Raw genomic sequence first — 20,132 nt, 5'->3', positions numbered from 1 at the left:
GTAGTTGCCGAAAGGCAACTCACACGGCCCTATTAAAGTTAATCAAATTGTTTATTTCAGCTTCTCTCCGGTGAGCATTTCATAGCTCTGCAGATATTTATCGATGGTCTTCTGGACGACATCTTCCGGCAGGGTCCAGTCATTGTCCGGATTTGCTTTGAGCCAGTCACGTGCAAACTGCTTGTCAAAGGACGGCTGGCTGTGACCAACCTCGTAGCCTTCTACCGGCCAGAAGCGAGAGCTGTCCGGAGTCAGCATCTCGTCACCAATGACGATGTTGCCATTCTCATCCAGACCAAACTCAAACTTGGTATCTGCAATGATGATGCCGTGACTGTAAGCGTAGTCAGCGCATTTCTTGTAAAGTGCGATGGTGCAGTCACGAAGCTTTGCTGCGTATTCGGCACCCTTGCCCGGGAAGTATTTCTCCAGGTGGTCGATGCTCTGCTCGTAGGTGATGTTTTCGTCGTGGTCACCGATCTCTGCCTTGGTGGAAGGAGTGTAGATCGGCTCAGGCAGCTTCTGGCATTCCTGCAAGCCTTCCGGCAGCTTCACGCCACATGCGGTTCCGTTTTCTTTATAGCTTGCCCAGCCGCTTCCGGTGATGTAGCCGCGGACGATGCACTCTAACGGGAGCATGGTCAGCTTCCGGCACATCATGGTCTTGCCTTCGAATTCCGGAGTCTGGAAGAATTCCGGCATTTCTTTTACATCGGTGGTAATCATATGGTTCGGCAGAATGTCTTTGGTCAAATCGAACCAAAACTTGGACATCTGGGTCAGAACTTTACCTTTGTTGGTAACGGTGTTGTGGAGGATCACATCAAAGCAGCTGATGCGGTCGGTGGCTACCATGATCAGGCTGTCTCCATTGTCATAGATTTCGCGTACCTTTCCTTCTTTAACTGGTTTCATCTTCATACCTCACTGAATGTTTTTTATGGTTTGCGGCTGTGAAATACAGGGCAGCTGCAAGAACTGTAAAGTTACGGTTATGGGGGGAAGTGCCTGGAAAGCAGCTTCTGCTAATAGGATATACGCAAAACAAATAAATAGCAAGTCTTTTATTAAAAAAACTTATAAAATTTTTTGGACTGGGGTGGGAGTGCTTTACAATTCTGGCTCCGTGCCATATAATGGGGCATAAGTGATTTACTGATATTTATATGGAGAAAAAAATGATAACTAAATTATGGAAGAAACTCGTAAACCGGGAGACCATTTCCTACCTGGTCTTCGGTGTGCTGACCACTCTGGTGGACTGGGTCAGCTACTGGTACATGCGCCGTGTCGGGATCGATTACCGGGTTGCTACGGCAGGCTCATGGGCAGCAGCGGTCCTGTTTGCTTTTGTGACGAACAAGCTGTTTGTATTTGGCAGCTTTGACCTTCATCCGAAAAAGGTCTGGTCGGAATTTGTGCCTTTTGTGGCCTGCAGGGCCGCAACCGGTGTTTTTACCATGGTGGCAATGATTGCTATGGTAGACGGTCTGGGAATTAAGCAGGATTTCATTTGCAAGATCGTAGTATCGGCGATTTCCCTGGTGCTGAACTATGCATTTAGCAAATGGTTTATTTTTAAGAAGGAATCATAACTGCATAAGTGTTCCAAGGTAACGGAAATGTTAACAGTGACAGGAAAAAATGATCATCGTAAGTAGGGAGATGCAGCATGCAAAGCGAAAAAATCGCCTGTGTTACGAGAGAACTAGAGGATTTACTTATGATTGAGGAAAAAAGAGGCACGCTTCAGGAAAAAAAGGGGAGTGTTGCTGACTTGTTAGCGGAGATGGAGAGCGCAGTTGCCAGTGTGGAAGCGAAGCGTGGTCAGAATGAGAAATTGCCGGAGAAAATGGAACATCTGCAAGGGGTGGAAACCGCTGAAGCGCCAGAAAAGATAGAACCGCTGGAAAAAGCAGGAATGCCGGAGGATGCAGAGATGCCTAAGCGAGCAGGAATGCCGAAGAATGCAGAAGTGACGAAAAAAGCAGGAATGCCGGAACGGGCGGAAACATGGGAATGCGCAAAACGGAATGAAGTAAAATCAGAAGCACCGAAAACGGAAGCCGCAGAACCGAAAACAGTAAAATCTGTGAGAAAAGAACCCAGGAAGCGTTTCACCCGCCCGGAAAAGCGTGCAAAAAAACGCCTGTGCAAACAGGCCATGGAAGAGGAGGACCTGATCCGTTCCGGCGATGCCCTGGTTGCAGCTTTTTTGATCCCGGTGGTGATCATGCTGATCATTTTCGTGCAGCGGGGAATCTTTCCGTTTGGAGAGGAAACCTTCCTCCGGACAGACATGTACCATCAGTATGCGCCGTTTTTCTCGGAATTCCAGTATAAGCTGAAAAGCGGCGGCAGCCTTCTTTACAGCTGGGATGTCGGCATGGGTGTGAACTTTTCAGCACTGTATGCCTACTATCTGGCGAGTCCGTTTAACTGGCTTTTGATCCTTTGCCCGAAGAATCTGGTCATTGAGTTTATGACTTACCAGATCGTGTTAAAGATTGGGCTTTGTGGTCTCACCATGGCTTATTATTTAAGAAAGCATTGCAGGACCAACGATTTTGGTGTGGCATTTTTCGGTATCTTTTACGCCTTGTCGGGCTATATGGCTGCCTATAGCTGGAACATTATGTGGCTGGACTGCATTATTTTGTTCCCGCTGATCGTTTTGGGGCTGGAGCGGCTGGTGAAAGATGGAAAAGGAATACTTTACTGCCTGACGCTCGGCATGTCCATTCTTTCTAATTATTATATCTCCATCATGACCTGCATTTTTATGGTGCTGTATTTTATCGCACTGCTGGTTTTAGATGAGGATATGCACTGGGAGAAATTTATCGGGCGCGGCTTCCAGTTTGCGGTCTATTCCCTGCTGGCGGGCGGCCTGTCGGCGGTAGTTTTGCTTCCGGAGGTTTTTGCCCTGCAGATGACCGCTTCGGGCGATGTGAGCTTTCCGAAAACATTTTCCCAGTATTTCTCAATCTTTGATATGATCGCTCGCCATATCGGCAACGTGGAGACGGAGATCGGACTGGACCACTGGCCGAATGTGTATTGCGGAGTAGCAGTGCTGATGTTTTTTATCCTTTACCTGCTTTGCAAAAAAATATCTGCAAAGGAAAAGGCGGTTTACTGTGTTATGCTGCTGTTCTTCTTTGCGAGCTTTTCGTTCAATGTCTTGAATTTTATCTGGCACGGCTTTCATTATCCAAACAGCCTGCCTTGCAGACAGTCCTACATTTACATTTTCCTGGTGCTGTTTGCCTGCTACCGGGCTTACATGTATCTGAAGGAAACGCCGTGGAAGCATGTGACGGCAGCATTTGCCGGTTCCGTGGTCTTTGTGCTGATGGCACAGAAACTGGTGACGGAGGATCACTTCCATTTTATTGTATATTATGTGGCGATTTTGTTCCTTGCACTGTATCTTGGGGCCATCGCCCTTTACCAGAGAGGCAGGCGTTATTATTTTCCGGCGCTGTTTTATGCGCTGGCGGTTGTTTCCATTGAGGCAGCGGTAAATACGGCTGTGACCAGTGTGACAACAACCAGCCGGACGGCCTATACGGACGATAATGCAGCAGCGGAGAAGCTGGTGGATTCAGTTCAGCCAAACGACTCTTTCTTCCGCATGGAAAAGGTGACGCGGAAAACCAAGAACGATGGAGCCTGGATGCATTTTCCATCGATTTCCCTGTTTTCCTCCACGGCGAATGCGGACCTCTCGGCATTGTTTAAGAAGCTGGGATGTGAAAGCTCCACGAATGCTTACAGCATCACCGGAAGCACACCGCTTGTCGATGCTCTGTTTTCCGTAAAATACGGCATTTATTCGGAAAAGCCGGATGACACGTCTCTTCGCACGGTGATCGGAGAACAGGACGGAGTCTGGCTGTACCAGAATAACTACACCTTACCGGTTGGCTTTTATGTGGAGCCGGATTTTGAATCCCGGTGGAATCTGGAAACCGGCAATCCTGCGGATGTGCAGAACAGTCTGGCCGATGCGCTTGGGGCAGAGCAGGTTATGAACCTGGTTCTGGACACAAGTACTGAGGGCAGTGACCTGACCTTTTATCCGGAAACAAGCGGGGAATATTACGCTTACGTGGGAAATAAAAAGATTGAAAAAGTGACTGCCACGACTTGGAAGGGCACGAAAACCTTTACGAATGTGGACCGCGGTTACCTTCTGGAGCTGGGCTACTGTGTAGCCGGGGAAGCAGTTACCCTGACTGCGGAGGACAGCAAGGAGGAAATGTGGGCTGATGTGTACCGCTTCTCAGAAAACGGACTTGGCTCCATTGCCGCAAAGCTTTCCGCACATCCGTGGAGCCTGACGAGCTGGACAGATACCTCTTTAGAGGGAATGATCAGCTGCGATCAGGAAGGGTGGATGTTCACTTCGATCCCTTACGATGAAGGATGGAAAATCCTGGTCGACGGAAAAGAACAGGAGCCGGAAAAGATCCTGGATTCGTTTGTGGGCATCTGGCTGAGTGCCGGGAGTCATACCGTAGCCATGGAATACACCCCGAAGGGACTGATTCCGGGCGCGCTGATCTCGGGCGGTAGTGCAGTGCTGCTGGCGCTGATCGCACTGGGTGGCTGGCTGCTTCGCAGATACCGGGAAGAGCAGGCGTATGAGCAGGATGCGGACGCATATGAACACTGTGAATATGACAGAGAAGAAAGAAACATGCATGCGCAGACTGGAGCCGGAATGGAACATCCGGATCCTGAGAGGGCAGATTCAGAAATGCAGTATTTTGAGGAGCCGGAAATAAAAGAGCCGGAACATCCGGCTGAATGGTAACCTGGGGCAGTCATACTGCTGAACATGATATGTTGCTGTTTATGTATCCTAAACAGTAATCATGATACAAAATACGAAAAAAGAGGAGACTAACACTATGAAATTATGGGGCGGACGATTCACCAAGGAAGAAAACCAGCTGGTACACAACTTCAACGAGTCCTTATCTTTTGACCAGAAATTTTATCATCAGGACATTCAGGGCAGCATTGCCCATGTTACCATGCTTGCAAAGCAGGGCATTGTGTCTGAGGAAGACCGCAAGGCGATCATTGACGGTTTAAACAGCATTCTGGCTGACATTGAGTCCGGCAAGCTGGTATTTACCAAAGAGCATGAGGATATCCATTCCTTCGTGGAGGCAAATCTGATCGAGCGTATTGGTGAGGCAGGCAAGCGCCTTCACACCGGACGCAGCAGAAATGACCAGGTTGCACTCGACATGAAGCTTTACTGTCGTGATGAGATCGATGAGATTGACGTTCTGGTGAAAAATCTGTTAAAAGAGCTGTTAAAGATCATGGAAGAAAACATCGACACCTATATGCCGGGCTTTACCCATCTGCAGAAGGCACAGCCTGTTACCCTGGCTCACCATATGGGCGCTTATTTTGAGATGTTCTCCAGAGACAGAAGCCGCCTGCACGACATCCGCAAGCGCATGAACTATTGCCCGCTGGGCTCCGGCGCACTGGCAGGAACCACCTACCCGCTGGACCGCGCTTACACGGCTGAGCTGCTTGGCTTTGACGGACCGACCTTAAACAGCATGGATTCCGTATCCGACCGTGATTACGTGATCGAGCTGTTATCTGCCCTCTCCACCATTGCCATGCATTTAAGCCGCTTCTCTGAGGAAATCATCATCTGGAACAGCAACGAATACCGCTTTGTGGAGATCGACGATGCGTACAGCACCGGAAGCAGCATCATGCCGCAGAAGAAAAACCCGGATATCGCAGAGCTGGTGCGCGGCAAGACCGGCCGTGTGTATGGCGCACTGATGTCTATTCTGACCACCATGAAGGGCATCCCGTTAGCATACGACAAAGACATGCAGGAAGACAAAGAGCTGACCTTCGATGCCATCGATACCGTAAAAGGCTGTCTGGCACTGTTCACCGGTATGGTCTCCACCATGACCTTTAATAAAGAAGTTATGGAAGCAAGTGCAAAGAATGGCTTCACCAATGCAACCGACGCAGCTGATTACCTGGTAAACCATGGTGTCCCGTTCCGTGACGCACACGGCATTGTAGGCCAGCTGGTGCTGTTCTGCATCGACAAGGGCATTGCACTGGACGATATGACCTTGGAGGAGTTTAAGGCCATCAGCCCGGTATTCGAGGAAGATGTCTACGAGGCTATTAGCATGAAGACCTGCGTAGAGAAGAGAACCACCATCGGTGCTCCTGGACAGGAAGCCATGAAGAAGGTCATTGCGATCTACAAAGAGCAGCTGAAGTAAACAATATCGCACAGTAAACACAAATGGGCCGGAAGGTTCTGTCCCCGCCGAATGGCGGGGACGAAACCTTTCGGCCCTCGTTCGTTACTGTGTGATATTGTTATATTTTATCCGAGCACCAGGAACACTTCCTGCGTCTGCTTTCCGTGCTGGCGGGTCTGTGCGTGGGTGTCGAAGAAGATATCGACGTGGTTTCCTTTGACACCGCCTCCGCGGTCCTCTGCGGTGTAGATGACTCCGCCTATCATAACCTTGCTTCCGTAAGGAATGATGCGCGGGTCTACGGCGATGGTGTGGCTGGATTTTGCAATGGAGCCGGTGCTGGTGCGGCGTCCCCAGCCTTCTGAGCACTGTTTGCACGGGCAGTAGCCGGTGGTGCGGAAGAAACCAAGGGATTTTAAGCCGGTTGCAGTGTGCTCATGGTCATGGGCATCGCCGGAAGCATTGCTTTCTTCTTTATTATTTTTTGCAGCTTCCCCCTTAGTATAGGTTTTGGGGTTGGAGAGTGCTTTGCCGTCTACATTTCCTTCTATTAAATAGGTTCCGTCCGGGAGAGTGTCCCAGTTCATGGCAATGCGGAAGCCGTGGCGCCCGTTTCCGACTCCGTTTTCCTCCAGATCGGAGCGGTAGGTGATGGCGGTCTGGTGGAAGCTCTTTACCTGCTCGCCGGTTTCTTTATTGGTGATGGTAACAGTGACCGGAACTGCAGTGTTTGGCTGCGTGGAGTCCCAGCCCCAGCCGACAATGGTATTTCCTTCAAAATCATCGAAGGAGCCATCTAAGTCCGATGCCAGGGCAGTGAAAGTGCCGCTTATGAGAAACAGTGCAGTAGTCAGTAGTGTTACAAAAAATTTTTTGTTCATTAACATAAGATCAATCCTTCCTTTTTCCAAATTTGTTACAGTGACGATCTCGGTCGCAGGGTGCAGGCGTGCTTGTTTTTGCCTGTATCTTATTTGGTATTTCTGCAGCTTAGGCTGCAAAGTCTGTTATGCGTAAAAAAGAAATATTTGATTCACACAAAATAAATATATGTAACAAATTTGTAATATATGAACGATAAGACCCTATTTTACATGATTTTTTTGATTTGTCAAGGAAAAAACGAACTATCCCTAAAAATCACAGAAAAAACATAGTTTTTTTCGCCAAACCTCTTGACAAACGACATAGGGTAAAGTATATTAATCACAGAATGTTAGCACTCCTTAATGGCGAGTGCTAATAAAGAAAAGGAGGCGGCAGAATGGAACTGGATGATCGTAAAGTCACGATATTAAAAGCCATCATCAAAACTTATCTGGAAACAGGTGAGCCGGTAGGTTCCAGAACCATTTCCAAATACACGGATCTGAAATTAAGTTCCGCAACCATCCGGAACGAGATGTCGGACCTGGAGGAGATGGGGTACATTCAGCAGCCGCACACCTCGGCAGGGCGTATTCCTTCCGATAAAGGCTACCGCTTCTATGTAGACCAGATCATGCAGGAGAAGGAGCAGGAGGTTACCGAAGTCAAGAGTCTGATGATCAAGCGGGTTGACCGGGTGGAACTGGTATTAAAGAAGCTGGCACAGCTCCTTGCCAACAACACCAACTACGCTGCCATGATCAGCGGACCGCAGTACCATCAGAACAAACTGAAATTCATCCAGCTTTCCCAGATGGAAGAAAACAAGCTGCTGGTGGTCATCGTGGTGGAAGGAAACCTCATCAAGAACGCCATGGTGGACATTCCGGAGCCGGTCAGCCAGGAGGAAATCCTGAACTTAAACATTCTGCTGAACAGCGCGCTGAACGGTCTCACCATTGAGCAGATCAATTTAGATGTGATCACAAAGCTCAAACAGCAGGCCGGTGCCCACAGCCAGATCATCGATCTGGTGCTGAATGAAGTGGCGGGAGCCATCCGGGCCGACGAGGAAGACCTTCAGATCTACACCAGCGGCGCGACCAACATCTTCAAGTATCCGGAACTGAGCGACGGCGAGAAAGCAAGCCAGCTGATCAGTACCCTGGAACAGAAAGATAAGCTTCAGGAGCTGATCACAGATGTAAATGAATCCGAGGACAACAATGGAATCCAGGTTTACATCGGAGATGAGACACCGCTCCAGACCATGAAGGACTGCAGCGTGGTCACTGCCAACTATGAACTGGGCGAAGGAATCCGCGGTACCATCGGTATCATCGGACCGAAACGGATGGATTACGAAAAGGTACTCAGCACGCTGAAGCATCTGATGAAGCAGCTGGATGCCACATTTAAAAACGAAGAAAATTAGAGTTGCCAAGACGGCAGCGGATGATCATAAAGAAAGGTGAATCACCATGAGCCAGACAGAGAAAGAAATGAAGCAGGGCGCGGCAGCGGCGGAGAACGAAAACCTCGAAGCTGAGCACGCCGAAGCAGATAACGGCGAAACTTCCGCAGGAACAGAGGAAAACAAAACTGCAGAGAAGGAAACCGAGACCAAAGAAAACAACAACACAAAAGAAGATGAGAAGGATGCCAAAGCAGCAAAGAAGGATCCAAAGGATGCCCAGATCGAGGACCTGCAGGACCGCTTAAAACGGCAGATGGCTGAATTCGATAACTTCCGTAAGCGTACGGAAAAAGAAAAGGCAGCCATGTACGAGGTCGGAGCGAAGGACATCATCGAGAAGATCCTTCCGGTGCTCGACAACTTCGAGCGGGGCCTGGCAGCCGTGCCGGAGGATGAGAAGGGTTCTTCCTTCGCCGAAGGCGTTGAAAAGATCTACAAGCAGTTCGTAAAAACCCTGGAAGATGCCGGAGTGGAAACGATCGAGGCAGTAGGCCAGCAGTTCGACCCGAACTTACACAACGCAGTGATGCATGTGGAGGACGAGAAGTATGGCGAGAATGAGATCGCCATGGAGCTGCAGAAGGGTTACAAGTACCGCGGCAGCGTGGTACGTCACAGCATGGTCCAGGTAGCAAACTAAACTGGCTGTGCGTAACAAAGCGTATTAACAAAATTTTGTTTCAGTATAGATTAGGAGGAAATCACTATGAGTAAGATTATTGGTATTGACTTAGGAACCACAAACAGCTGCGTAGCAGTTATGGAGGGTGGTAAACCGGTAGTTATCCCGAACCAGGAAGGTTCCAGAACCACACCGTCTGTTGTAGCATTTACCAAGACCGGTGAGCGTCTGGTCGGCGAGCCGGCAAAGCGTCAGGCTGTTACCAACGCAGACAGAACCATCGCTTCCATCAAGAGACATATGGGTACCGACTATAAAGTAACTATCGACGGTAAGAGCTATACTCCTCAGGAAATCTCCGCTATGATCCTGCAGAAGTTAAAAGCAGATGCAGAGGCTTATCTGGGTGAGAGCGTAACCGAGGCAGTTATCACCGTTCCGGCATATTTCAACGATGCACAGCGTCAGGCAACCAAGGATGCTGGTAAGATCGCAGGCCTGGATGTAAAGCGTATCATCAACGAGCCGACCGCAGCTGCACTGGCATATGGCCTGGACAACGAGAATGAGCAGAAGATCATGGTATACGACTTAGGCGGCGGTACCTTCGATGTATCCCTCATCGAGATCGGTGACGGCGTTATCGAAGTTCTTTCCACCAACGGCGATACCCACTTAGGCGGCGATGATTTCGATAACCGTATTACCCAGTGGCTGGTTGACGAGTTCAAGAAGGCTGAGGGCGTAGACCTGTCTGGAGATAAGATGGCGATGCAGAGACTGAAAGAGGCTGCTGAGAAAGCAAAGAAAGAGCTTTCTACCGCAACCACCACCAACATCAACCTGCCGTTCATCACTGCAACCGCAGAGGGCCCGAAGCATCTGGATATGAACTTAACCAGAGCAAAATTCGACGAGCTGACCCACGACCTCATCGAGAGAACCGCAATCCCGGTACAGAATGCATTAAAAGATGGCGGTGTAACCACTGCTGAGCTTGGCAAGGTTCTGTTAGTCGGTGGTTCCACCCGTATGCTGGCAGCTCAGGAGAAAGTAAAACAGATGACCGGCAAAGAGCCGAATAAATCCCTTAACCCGGATGAGTGCGTAGCAATCGGTGCTGCTATCCAGGGTGGTAAGCTTGCAGGCGATGCAGGCGCAGGTGATATCCTTCTTCTGGATGTAACCCCGCTGTCTTTGTCCATCGAGACCATGGGCGGTATCGCTACCAGACTGATCGAGAGAAACACCACCATCCCGACCAAGAAGAGCCAGATCTTCTCTACCGCAGCTGATAACCAGGAAGCAGTAGATATCCACGTTGTACAGGGTGAGCGTGAGTTCGCACGTGACAACAAGACTCTGGGCCAGTTCCGTCTGGATGGCATTCTTCCGGCAAGAAGAGGTGTTCCGCAGATCGAGGTTACCTTCGATATCGATGCAAACGGTATTGTAAATGTATCCGCTAAGGATCTTGGTACCGGCAAAGAGCAGCACATCACCATTACTTCCGGTTCCAACATGTCTGAGGCTGATATCGATAAGGCAGTCAAAGAGGCTGCTGAGTTCGAGGCTCAGGATAAGAAGAGAAAAGAAGCAATCGATGCAAGAAACGACGCAGATGCTATGGTATTCCAGACCGAGAAGGCATTAAGCGAGGTTGGCGATAAGATCGACGCAAACGACAAGGCTGCTGTAGAGGCTGACTTAAATGCCCTGAAGGAAGCTATCAACCGTGCTCCGATCGACAACATGACCGATGCTCAGGTTGAGGACATCAAGGCTGGCAAAGAGAAACTGATGAACAGCGCACAGGCATTGTTCAGCAAGGTTTATGAGGCAGCCCAGGGTGCCGCAAACGCACAGGGCGCAGCAGGTGCACAGGGTGCAGCTGGCGCAGCAGGCGGCAACGCAGGCGCAAACAACGACGATGTCATCGACGGTGACTTCAAAGAAGTATAATAAAAGGATAGTGCGTCATGGCAGAGACTAAGAGAGATTATTACGAGGTCCTCGGCGTTCCGAAGAACGCCGACGAGGCCGCATTAAAGAAAGCATATCGTGTCCTTGCAAAAAAGTATCACCCGGATGCAAATCCGGGTGATGCCGAGGCCGAGCGTAAGTTCAAGGAAGCATCTGAGGCATACAGCGTGTTAAGTGACCCGGAGAAGAGAAGAAAGTATGACCAGTTCGGTCATGCTGCATTCGAGGGCGGCGCAGGCGGCGGTGCCGGTGGATTCGGTGGTTTCGATTTCAACGGAGCCGACATGGGAGACATCTTCGGAGATATCTTCGGAGATATCTTCGGCGGCGGAAGAAGCCGTGGCGGCAGCCAGTATAACGGTCCGATGCGCGGTGCCAATGTAAGGGCAGCAGTTCGCATTACCTTCGAGGAGGCAGTGTTTGGCTGTGAGAAGGAAATTGAGATCAACTATAAAGAAGAGTGTGCAACCTGCCACGGTACCGGCGCAAAGCCTGGTACTTCACCGGAAACCTGCAAGAAGTGCGGCGGTAAAGGTAAGATCATCTACACCCAGCAGTCCTTCTTCGGTCAGGTACAGAATGTCCAGACCTGTCCGGACTGCGGCGGCAAGGGCAAAGTCATCAAAGAGAAATGCTCTGACTGCTATGGCACTGGTTATATCACCAAGAAGAAAAAATTCAAGGTTACCATTCCGGCTGGTATCGACAACGGGCAGAGTGTACGCTGCGCAGGCGGCGGTGAGCCTGGTGTAAACGGCGGCGAGAGAGGAGACCTCCTGGTTGAGGCAGTGGTATCCCAGCATCCGGTATTCAAGCGTCAGGATGTCAACATCTTCTCCACCGTACCGATCTCCTTCGCAACAGCAGCCCTGGGCGGTCCGATCCGCATCAAGACGGTAGACGGAGAGGTCGAGTACGAGGTCAAGGCAGGAACCCAGACCGATACCCGTGTCCGCTTAAAAGGCAAGGGCGTACCGTCCTTACGTAACCGTAATCTCCGCGGCGATCACTATGTGACTCTGGTTGTTCAGGTGCCGGAGCGTCTGACGGAGGCACAGAAGGAAGCATTGAGGAATTTCGATGCCGTTATGCATGGAGAGATGCCGGCTGAAACGAAGCATAAGAAAAAAGGTCTTTTTAAATAAATAAGATAAAAATCCGCATAGCGTGTGCGAAAAAAGAGACTATTCTGCAGAGAAAAAAGATTCTTTGCAAAATAGTCTCTTTTTGTTTTTGTATCTGGTGCTAGAGGTTTCTAACAGATTAAAAAAACAGCTTCATTAATTCGTTTTTTGTATTGAGTACAAAGTGTGACAGCTCCAGAATCCGCTGATTGTCCATGCGTCCGACCGGTGCCGAGATGCTGAATGCATAGCGGGCTGTTCCTGTATGGTCCGGGAGTGCGGCTGCAATACAGCGAACCCCTAGTTCGTTTTCTTCGTTATCCAGTGCATAACCGTGTGTATGAACGTCATGAAGACAGTGACGGAATTCCTCATAATTGGTGATGGTGTAGGGGGTGACGGCAATGATCTGGCTGTTCTGCCATAAATGCAACACTTCTTCTTCCGGGAGACAGGCTGCGATGGCTTTTCCGACACCGGAACGGTAGAGCGGGATACGGCTGCCGATACGGGAAACCATCTGCACAGAGTTCGCATAGGATTCTACTTTATCGATATAGACAGCATCGGTGTTGTCGCGTTCAACAAAATGAACTGTCTCTCCGGTATCCTCCATAAGCCTGCGGAGATAGGGACGAACCAGTTTCACGATGTCTACTTTTTCCATCATCTGGTTGGCGAGACCAACAATTTTAAAGCTTAATTCGTAACGGTTGTCTTCCGGGTTCTGCCGGGCATATCCCATATAGATTAAAGAATTTAAAATGCGGTGTACAGTACTTTTGTTCAGGGAGAGCTGAAGGCTGATTTCCATAAGTCCCATGGGACCATTGGCGGCCAGAAGCTCCATAGCCTGAAATAACCGGTCTGCTACCTGAATTGGGTTTTTGTTTTCCAGTGTGTTTTCCATGGTGTTATAGCCCCTTTCTATTGGCATTGCGAAATATGGTTTCATTATATGAAACTAATTTTACCATAGGGGGAAAGACTGCGCAACTGTGGATTATGCACAATAAAAATATAAAAAATTAAGCAGGTATCACAGTTGACATCTAAGGCAAAATCGGTATAATCAAATCATAAAGTATCACTATATGAAATGCAGTTCCATAATACGGAACAAAAGGAGAGGAAAATATGAATGAAGTATTAGAACAGATCCAGAAAATCGGAATTGTACCGGTAGTCGTTTTAGACGATGCAAAGGATGCAGCACCTCTTGCAGAAGCACTTTGTCAGGGTGGTCTTCCGTGTGCAGAGATAACCTTCCGTACCGATGCAGCAGAAGAATCCATCCGCATCATGACGGAGAAATATCCAGATATGTTAGTTGGCGCAGGTACAGTTCTCACCACAGAACAGGTGGACCGAGCGGTTGCTGCAGGTGCAAAATTTATTGTTAGCCCGGGCCTGAATCCGAAGGTTGTAAAATATTGTGTTGAAAAGGGAATTATCATCACACCAGGCTGCGCAAACCCGAGTGATGTAGAGCAGGCCATTGAGAACGGTCTCGAGGTTGTAAAATTTTTCCCGGCTGAGCAGGCTGGTGGTCTGAACTATATCAAGGCCATCGCAGCACCATATGTTGGTATGAAGTTCATGCCGACTGGTGGTATCAATGCAAAGAATGTAAGAGATTATCTGGCTTGTGATAAGATTTTTGCCTGTGGCGGAAGCTGGATGGTAAAAGGTGATCTGGTAAAATCCGGACAGTTTGACAAAATTCAGGAATTAGTAAAGGAAGCAGTAGAAATCGTAAAAGAAAGCAGGGGGAATTAAGAAATGGCTAAGAAGGTAATTACACTTGGGGAAATTATGTTAAGACTGGCTCCGGAAGGATACTATCGTTTTGTACAGGCAGACACATTCGGGGCAACCTATGGTGGCGGCGAGGCAAATGTAGCAGTATCAATGGCAAATTATGGCTTCGATGCAAAATTTGTTACAAAGCTTCCGGCTCATGAGATCGGACAGGCTGCGGTGAACGCACTCCGGAAATACGGGGTAGATACCTCTTACATTGCTCGTGGCGGAGACCGTGTAGGTATTTATTTCCTGGAAAAAGGTGCATCACAGCGACCTTCCAAGGTGATTTATGACCGCGCAGGATCTTCCATGGCCACTGCATCTCAAGCTGACTTTAACTGGGATGAAATTTTCGCAGGTGCAGAGTGGTTCCATTTTACAGGTATCACCCCGGCACTGAATGATGAAGTTGCAGCTATCTGCCTGGATGCTTGTAAAGCAGCAAAGGCAGCAGGCGTAAAGATTTCCTGTGACCTGAATTACAGAAATAAGTTATGGTCTAAGGAAAAGGCCGGAGAGGTTATGGCCGAGCTGTGCAAATATGTAGATGTATGTATTGCAAATGAGGAGGATGCTGCGGATGTATTCGGTATCAAGGCAGCAGATACAGATGTCACCAAAGGTGCAGTAAACCATGAAGGCTATAAGGACGTGGCAAAGCAGCTTGCTGATCGTTTTGGTTTTGAAAAAATTGCAATTACACTGCGTGAGTCTCTTTCTGCAAATGATAATAACTGGTCTGCCATGTTATATGATGGCACAGACTATTTCTTCAGCAAGAAATATAAAATGCACATTGTTGACCGCGTAGGTGGTGGTGACAGCTTCGGCGGCGGCCTGATCTGTGCATTATTAAATGGTTACGATTCTCAGAGCGTGATCGAATTTGCAGTCGCAGCATCCTGCCTGAAGCATTCCATTGAGGGAGATTTCAACATGGTTTCCATGGAGGAAGTACAGAAGCTTGCAGGAGGAGACGCTTCAGGTCGCGTCCAGAGATAACACGCTCTCAAAGGGCCTGATAGCGAAGGAGACGGAATGATGGAAAAGGAATTTGATTTATTATCTCTTGGTGAAGTGTTACTGCGTTTATCACCGCCCAGTAATGAGCGGCTGATGCGCGGGGAAAACTTTCAGAAGCAGGTTGGTGGTGCTGAGTTAAACGTAGTATCGGGAGTCTCTCTTTTAGGACTGCGTACAGGTATTATTTCCAAGCTTCCAGATAATGATATCGGGACATATGCCAAGAACAGAATACGGTTTTGCGGAGTCAGCGATGATTATCTGGTTTATGATGACACGAATGATGCAAGACTTGGCATATATTATTATGAAAATGGTGCCCAGCCGAGAAAACCGAGAATTGTGTATGACAGAATGCACACTTCCATGAATAAGATAAAAACCGAAGATTTCGACCAGTCTCTCTATCAGTCCGCAAAGTGTTTCCATACCAGCGGAATTACACTGGCACTGGGAGAGCAGTGCTGCAGGACCGCCATAGAAATGATGAAGCGTTTCAAAGAGCAGGGAGCAAAGATTTCTTTTGATGTGAATTTCCGGGCAAATCTTTGGAGCGGTGCCCAGGCCAGGGCATGTATTGAAAAGATTCTGCCATATGTAGACTGGTTTTTCTGCTCGGAAGATACTGCGCACCTGACGTTTGGTAAGACCGGAGATGTGAGAAGCATGATGAAGAGCTTTACGGAGGAATATCCGGTTTCCGTGGTAGCTTCCACGCAGCGGATCGTGCATAGCCCGAAGGTCCATACCTTTGGCTCGGTGATCTATAGCAGGGATACTGACCGTTATTATGAAGAAGAGCCATATCGTAATATAGAGGTGGTAGACCGTATTGGCAGCGGGGATGCGTATATTTCAGGCGTGCTGTATGGGCTTCTCTCAGAACCGGGAAACTATCAGCGGGCTCTTGAATACGGAAATGCCACAAGCGCGGTGAAGAATACCATACCGGGAGATCTGCCTTCTTCGGATCTGGACGAGATTGAATCGATCATTCAGGCACATAAATCAACTGGACCGCAGCTGGAGATGAACCGCTAGAAGATTTTTGTTAATTTGTTTTTATTCCTATGGATTTTTGTGATTTTTATTGTTGTATCTGATAAAAAAATCTGCTATAGTGTTAACATGCTAGCATTGAGGCTTGGAAGGAGCAGATCATGATTGAACGAAAATCCATACAAACATTGGTGTATGAGGAATTAAAACGTAATATAATGTCCATGAAACTGGAGCCGGGACAGACTATGAGTACCCAGGAGATTGCAACAAAACTGAATGTGAGCCGTACACCTGTGCGTGAGGCATTTCTGCGTCTGCAGTCAGAAGGACTGGTAGAGATGATCCCGCAAAGAGAAACAATGGTTTCAAAAATTTCCCTCAAAAGGGTAGAGCAGGAGAAATTTATCCGTGAATGCCTGGAAATGGGCGTTATCCGCAAATTTATGGATAAAAGTGGCTGTGAAGTTGAGGAAAATATGGCTGAGCTGATCCAGCTTCAGAAAAAATGTGGCGAAGAGAAAGACTTTGTGGGTTTTCTGGAGGCAGATGATCAGTTCCATAAGGTTCTGTTTGATGTGACCGGGCAGGAAATGGCATGGGAAACGATCGCGTCCCGCAATGGCCATTATAACCGTTTAAGAATCCTGTATGTACAAAGAGACACTGCAATGCAGGAGTCGATCGAGCAGCATCATAAGATTGCAACGCTTCTGGAATCTGGTTCCAGGGAAGAGGCAGCCAGGGCGCTGTCTTCCCATGTGCGGAGGCTGGATATCGACGAAGCGGGGCTTATTGCACAATATCCGGACTATTTTGAGTCGGAAGGGGAACGGAGCTGGGAAAACCGGATAGGATCCCTGTAGATATAACCTATAAAATAAGAAGAAATGAAAAGGTCTTGTGACGGCTGGCTGAAAATCTGTTGCAGGGCCTTTTTGTGTATCAGAAATAGAATGGTCTTAAATGAGACTGGTAAAATACACAAAAAAGATTCTATAAAATTATAAAAAATGACAGTATTGACACTAACATGCTAGTGTGCTATCATATCAATATGCAAAGATTACAAAAGCTATATAAATCTAGGAGGAATAAAAAATGAAAAAAACACTGTCCGCATTACTGATCTGTGCAATGGCAGCATCTCTGGCTGCCTGTGGAAATTCCACAGCTACAACAACTACGACTGCAGCAGGAGAGGCAAAGGCAGAAACGGCAGCATCCAATGGTGGCGGTAATTACATTTTAAAGGTAAACACTGCATTAAGTGAGACCGACCCATTATTTGTGGCTTTAACAGATGTTTTCAAAAAGAACGTGGAAGAAAAAACAAATGGAGACATTCAGGTTGAGCTGTATTCCGGTAGCCAGCTCGGCAGCGATGAGGATGTGCTGGAGCAGGCGCTGGTTGGAGCAGGCGTAGGTGTTATCACAGACCCAGGCCGTCTGAGTAACTATGTTTATGATATTGGTGTGCTTCAGGCACCGTACATTGCAGAAAGCTACGATGAAGCATTACACCTGTTCGAGACAGAAACCTACAAAAAAATGAAAGAAGAAGTTGAAAACTGTGGTTTCCAGATTCTTTCCTTCAACTACTATCAGGGCGAGAGAGAACTCTTCACAAAGAACCCGGTTAAGACCCCGGCTGATTTAAAGGGTCAGAGAATCCGTTCTTCAGGATCCCAGGTAGTTACAAGCACTCTGGAAGCAATGGGAGCAAATACCTCCGTTCTTCCGTGGTCTGAATCCTATCAGGCATTACAGCAGCAGGTAATCGAGGGCGTTGAGGTACATCTGTCTGCAGCAGTCGGTTCTTCCATGCAGGAGGTTACCAAGTATCTGGCATTTACCGGACATCAGCAGCTTCTTACAGGTCTTGTGATCTCACAGGGCTGGTACGACAAGCTTCCGGAGGAATATAAGACCATTTTACAGGATGCCAGCTTTGAAGCAGGTAAAAACGCTTCTGAGAATGTAATCGCAAAGAACGACGAATACTTAAAGACTCTTACAGACGGTGGAATCGAAGTAGTAGAGTGCGACAAGGAAGCCTTCAAAGAGGCTTGCAACAAGGTTTACGACGAGCTGAAATATACAGAGATCAAGGAAGCGATTGATAAAGAACTTGGAAGATAAGGCTGTTTGCTATTAGGAGGGGTGACTATGTTAAAAACTTTAGAATCCGGTCTGAATAAGGTGGAAACCTGGTTAGTGTGCGCCGGACTTCTGATCCTGATTTTTACGGTGTTCGCAGCAGCAGTTTTGCGTTTCTTTGGAGTGGACATGTCAGTATCCACAGACCTGGCGCAGCTGGTATTTGCCTGGGTAAGCTTTATTGGTGCAGACCTGGCTATGAGAAAAGACAAACACATGGGCGTGGATATGCTGATCACCAGATTCCCGGTAAAGCTTCTCAATGCGATCTATCTGTTTAATTACCTGCTGATCTTATTCTTCTTACTGTTTGCAGTGCGTTATGGAATCAACTTATGTATTGTAAACGCGGCAAGAAAATACCAGACACTTTATATCAGCTATTCGTTTGCTACGGCAAGCTGCCCGGTTGGATGTGGCCTTATGTGCATCTCATCCATTAAGCACATTGTGCAGTATGTAAGAAACATCATCACGAATGATTACAGCAGTCTGACGAAAAAGGAGGTTGCAGCATGATCATCCTTGGAATTACATTTGTTGTTCTTTTAGCGATCGGACTTCCGGTGGCGTTTACAGTAGGTCTGTCAGCACTGTCCTTCTTTGTGACAGAGCAGGTTCCGGTACAGATCGTTGTACAGAAAATGGTCAGCAGTACCCAGTCCTTTTCCCTGCTGGCAGTTCCGTTCTTTGTATTAGCAGGAAACCTGATGAACGAAACGGGTATTACCTCCCGCCTGATCAAGTTCTGTAACCTGTTGACCGGTCATATGAGAGGCGGTCTTGCCCAGGTGTCCGTGCTTCTTTCCTGCCTGATGGGCGGTATCTCCGGTTCTGCTACAGCAGATGCGGCTATGGAAAGCCGTATTTTAGGACCGGACATGGAAAAAAGAGGATATTCCAAAGGATTTACCGCAGCAATCCTGGCTATGGGTGGTTTGATCACATCGACGATCCCGCCGTCCTTAGGGCTGATCCTTTATGGTGTTACCGGTGAGGTATCTATTGGACGTCTGTTCCTGGCTGGTATGATACCTGGAATTTTAATGACAGCAGCCCTTATGATCTCTGTAGCGTTTATTTCCAAAAAGAGAGATTATAAGCCGGAGCATGAAAGCTTTCCGAGCATGGGCGAGGTCCTGAAAGGACTTGTGGAAAATATCTGGGCATTGCTTTTCCCGGTTATCCTGATTGTAGGTATCCGTTTTGGTATCTTCACACCGTCAGAGGCAGGTGCATTTGCGGTTGTGTACGCCCTGTTTGTTGGCTTATTCATTTACCGCGAGCTTACTATCAGTAAGCTGATGGAATGCCTTTCCACCACTGCAGTAGACCTGGCAGTTATCATGTTCATCATTATCTGTTCCAATGCATTCGGTTATGCCATTGTAACAGGACAGCTGCCGCAGACACTGGCCCGCATGATTACAGCGGTATCCGATAACAAGTATGTGATCCTGCTGATCGTAATGTTATTTGTATTCTTTGTAGGAATGTTTATGGAAGCAACCGCAAATGTATTGCTACTGACTCCGATCTTCCTGCCGATCATCACATCCTATGGTTTCGATCCTGTACATTTTGGCGTAATGTACATGATCCTGATCACAATGGGAGGTATGACCCCGCCGATTGGTGTAACCATGTACACGACATGTTCGATTCTTGGTTGTCCGATCGAGGTATATACAAAGGAATCTATTCCGTTTGTAGCATCCATTATTGTGTTGCTGATCCTTTTGGCAGCATTCCCGCAGCTGGTACTGTTCCTGCCGAATCTGGTATATGGCGCAGCATAA

At 48.1% G+C, this 20,132-nt stretch carries 17 protein-coding genes; 14 read left to right on the top strand and 3 right to left on the bottom strand.

Going from position 1 to position 20,132, the window contains the following annotated elements:
* Positions 1–51: 51 nt before the first annotated feature.
* Entirely contained in the window at positions 52–921 is an 870-nt protein-coding gene (locus DW922_RS10590; protein WP_118726504.1) for a phosphoribosylaminoimidazolesuccinocarboxamide synthase, read from the bottom strand.
* Between the two features lie 257 nt (positions 922–1,178).
* Between DW922_RS10590 and DW922_RS10585 the strand changes: the two genes are divergently transcribed.
* From DW922_RS10585 to argH, 3 genes are all read left to right on the top strand, one after another.
* Positions 1,179–1,595 (top strand): GtrA family protein, encoded by a 417-nt coding sequence (locus DW922_RS10585; protein WP_182436748.1) that lies wholly within the window; start codon positions 1,179–1,181, stop codon positions 1,593–1,595.
* 128 nt (positions 1,596–1,723) lie between these two features.
* Positions 1,724–4,822, top strand: a complete 3,099-nt coding sequence (locus DW922_RS10580; protein ID WP_243032173.1) for a YfhO family protein — start codon at positions 1,724–1,726, stop codon at positions 4,820–4,822.
* Between the two features lie 97 nt (positions 4,823–4,919).
* Positions 4,920–6,290, top strand: a complete 1,371-nt coding sequence (argH, locus tag DW922_RS10575; protein WP_118726502.1) for an argininosuccinate lyase — start codon at positions 4,920–4,922, stop codon at positions 6,288–6,290.
* 107 nt (positions 6,291–6,397) lie between these two features.
* Here argH and DW922_RS18305 read toward each other — a convergent pair whose 3' ends face one another.
* On the bottom strand, positions 6,398–7,159 hold the full coding sequence (locus DW922_RS18305; RefSeq protein WP_118726501.1) for a 3D domain-containing protein: 762 nt from the start codon (positions 7,157–7,159) through the stop codon (positions 6,398–6,400).
* Between the two features lie 377 nt (positions 7,160–7,536).
* Here DW922_RS18305 and hrcA point away from each other — a divergent pair, with 377 nt between their 5' ends.
* The 4 genes from hrcA to dnaJ all read left to right on the top strand — a co-directional run bounded on the left by hrcA (position 7,537) and on the right by dnaJ (position 12,366).
* Positions 7,537–8,574, top strand: coding sequence for a heat-inducible transcriptional repressor HrcA (gene hrcA / locus DW922_RS10565; protein WP_118718177.1), 1,038 nt, complete (start codon positions 7,537–7,539; stop codon positions 8,572–8,574).
* A gap of 46 nt (positions 8,575–8,620) precedes the next feature.
* Complete coding sequence (gene grpE, locus DW922_RS10560; protein WP_347560302.1) at positions 8,621–9,256, top strand: nucleotide exchange factor GrpE; 636 nt, start codon at positions 8,621–8,623, stop codon at positions 9,254–9,256.
* Between the two features lie 66 nt (positions 9,257–9,322).
* Entirely contained in the window at positions 9,323–11,200 is a 1,878-nt protein-coding gene (gene dnaK, locus DW922_RS10555) for a molecular chaperone DnaK (RefSeq protein ID WP_118718176.1), read from the top strand.
* Positions 11,201–11,217: 17 nt separating this feature from the next.
* Positions 11,218–12,366: a molecular chaperone DnaJ gene (dnaJ, locus tag DW922_RS10550; protein ID WP_118533952.1), complete on the top strand. Its 1,149-nt coding sequence runs from the start codon at positions 11,218–11,220 to the stop codon at positions 12,364–12,366.
* Positions 12,367–12,484: 118 nt separating this feature from the next.
* Here the strand turns inward: dnaJ and DW922_RS10545 are convergent, their stop codons facing one another.
* Positions 12,485–13,255 carry an IclR family transcriptional regulator gene (locus DW922_RS10545; RefSeq protein WP_243024868.1) on the bottom strand — a complete coding sequence of 257 codons (771 nt, stop codon included), beginning with the start codon at positions 13,253–13,255 and terminating at the stop codon, positions 12,485–12,487.
* Positions 13,256–13,482: 227 nt separating this feature from the next.
* Here DW922_RS10545 and DW922_RS10540 point away from each other — a divergent pair, with 227 nt between their 5' ends.
* The 7 genes from DW922_RS10540 to DW922_RS10510 all read left to right on the top strand — a co-directional run bounded on the left by DW922_RS10540 (position 13,483) and on the right by DW922_RS10510 (position 20,132).
* Positions 13,483–14,124: a bifunctional 4-hydroxy-2-oxoglutarate aldolase/2-dehydro-3-deoxy-phosphogluconate aldolase gene (locus tag DW922_RS10540; RefSeq protein ID WP_118533953.1), complete on the top strand. Its 642-nt coding sequence runs from the start codon at positions 13,483–13,485 to the stop codon at positions 14,122–14,124.
* A 3-nt stretch (positions 14,125–14,127) separates the two neighbouring features.
* Entirely contained in the window at positions 14,128–15,153 is a 1,026-nt protein-coding gene (locus DW922_RS10535; protein ID WP_118726500.1) for a sugar kinase, read from the top strand.
* 36 nt (positions 15,154–15,189) lie between these two features.
* A complete protein-coding gene (locus DW922_RS10530) occupies positions 15,190–16,215 on the top strand; it encodes a sugar kinase (RefSeq protein WP_347560301.1) in 1,026 nt (341 codons plus the stop codon).
* 119 nt (positions 16,216–16,334) lie between these two features.
* On the top strand, positions 16,335–17,039 hold the full coding sequence (locus tag DW922_RS10525) for a GntR family transcriptional regulator (RefSeq protein WP_118533956.1): 705 nt from the start codon (positions 16,335–16,337) through the stop codon (positions 17,037–17,039).
* 235 nt (positions 17,040–17,274) lie between these two features.
* Positions 17,275–18,315 carry a C4-dicarboxylate TRAP transporter substrate-binding protein gene (locus DW922_RS10520; RefSeq protein ID WP_118533957.1) on the top strand — a complete coding sequence of 347 codons (1,041 nt, stop codon included), beginning with the start codon at positions 17,275–17,277 and terminating at the stop codon, positions 18,313–18,315.
* 27 nt (positions 18,316–18,342) lie between these two features.
* Positions 18,343–18,852: a TRAP transporter small permease subunit gene (locus tag DW922_RS10515; protein WP_118533958.1), complete on the top strand. Its 510-nt coding sequence runs from the start codon at positions 18,343–18,345 to the stop codon at positions 18,850–18,852.
* Positions 18,849–20,132: a TRAP transporter large permease gene (locus tag DW922_RS10510; RefSeq protein ID WP_118533959.1), complete on the top strand. Its 1,284-nt coding sequence runs from the start codon at positions 18,849–18,851 to the stop codon at positions 20,130–20,132. Before DW922_RS10515 ends, DW922_RS10510 begins: the two co-directional genes overlap by 4 nt.

The organism is Clostridium sp. AM42-4 (genome assembly GCF_003480105.1).
Lineage (GTDB): Bacteria > Bacillota > Clostridia > Lachnospirales > Lachnospiraceae > Brotaphodocola.
Note: the sequence above shows the minus strand (reverse complement) of the source record. Positions and strands in the feature narration are given on the sequence as shown.

What these genes read in the sequence shown, in the direction of transcription:
- DW922_RS10590 (WP_118726504.1), bottom strand. Translation starts at nt 921, where the DNA reads ATGAAGATGAAACCAGTTAAAGAAGGAAAGGTACGCGAAATCTATGAC.
- DW922_RS10585 (WP_182436748.1), top strand. Translation starts at nt 1,179, where the DNA reads ATGATAACTAAATTATGGAAGAAACTCGTAAACCGGGAGACCATTTCC.
- DW922_RS10580 (WP_243032173.1), top strand. Translation starts at nt 1,724, where the DNA reads ATGATTGAGGAAAAAAGAGGCACGCTTCAGGAAAAAAAGGGGAGTGTT.
- argH (WP_118726502.1), top strand. Translation starts at nt 4,920, where the DNA reads ATGAAATTATGGGGCGGACGATTCACCAAGGAAGAAAACCAGCTGGTA.
- DW922_RS18305 (WP_118726501.1), bottom strand. Translation starts at nt 7,159, where the DNA reads ATGTTAATGAACAAAAAATTTTTTGTAACACTACTGACTACTGCACTG.
- hrcA (WP_118718177.1), top strand. Translation starts at nt 7,537, where the DNA reads ATGGAACTGGATGATCGTAAAGTCACGATATTAAAAGCCATCATCAAA.
- grpE (WP_347560302.1), top strand. Translation starts at nt 8,621, where the DNA reads ATGAGCCAGACAGAGAAAGAAATGAAGCAGGGCGCGGCAGCGGCGGAG.
- dnaK (WP_118718176.1), top strand. Translation starts at nt 9,323, where the DNA reads ATGAGTAAGATTATTGGTATTGACTTAGGAACCACAAACAGCTGCGTA.
- dnaJ (WP_118533952.1), top strand. Translation starts at nt 11,218, where the DNA reads ATGGCAGAGACTAAGAGAGATTATTACGAGGTCCTCGGCGTTCCGAAG.
- DW922_RS10545 (WP_243024868.1), bottom strand. Translation starts at nt 13,255, where the DNA reads ATGGAAAACACACTGGAAAACAAAAACCCAATTCAGGTAGCAGACCGG.
- DW922_RS10540 (WP_118533953.1), top strand. Translation starts at nt 13,483, where the DNA reads ATGAATGAAGTATTAGAACAGATCCAGAAAATCGGAATTGTACCGGTA.
- DW922_RS10535 (WP_118726500.1), top strand. Translation starts at nt 14,128, where the DNA reads ATGGCTAAGAAGGTAATTACACTTGGGGAAATTATGTTAAGACTGGCT.
- DW922_RS10530 (WP_347560301.1), top strand. Translation starts at nt 15,190, where the DNA reads ATGATGGAAAAGGAATTTGATTTATTATCTCTTGGTGAAGTGTTACTG.
- DW922_RS10525 (WP_118533956.1), top strand. Translation starts at nt 16,335, where the DNA reads ATGATTGAACGAAAATCCATACAAACATTGGTGTATGAGGAATTAAAA.
- DW922_RS10520 (WP_118533957.1), top strand. Translation starts at nt 17,275, where the DNA reads ATGAAAAAAACACTGTCCGCATTACTGATCTGTGCAATGGCAGCATCT.
- DW922_RS10515 (WP_118533958.1), top strand. Translation starts at nt 18,343, where the DNA reads ATGTTAAAAACTTTAGAATCCGGTCTGAATAAGGTGGAAACCTGGTTA.
- DW922_RS10510 (WP_118533959.1), top strand. Translation starts at nt 18,849, where the DNA reads ATGATCATCCTTGGAATTACATTTGTTGTTCTTTTAGCGATCGGACTT.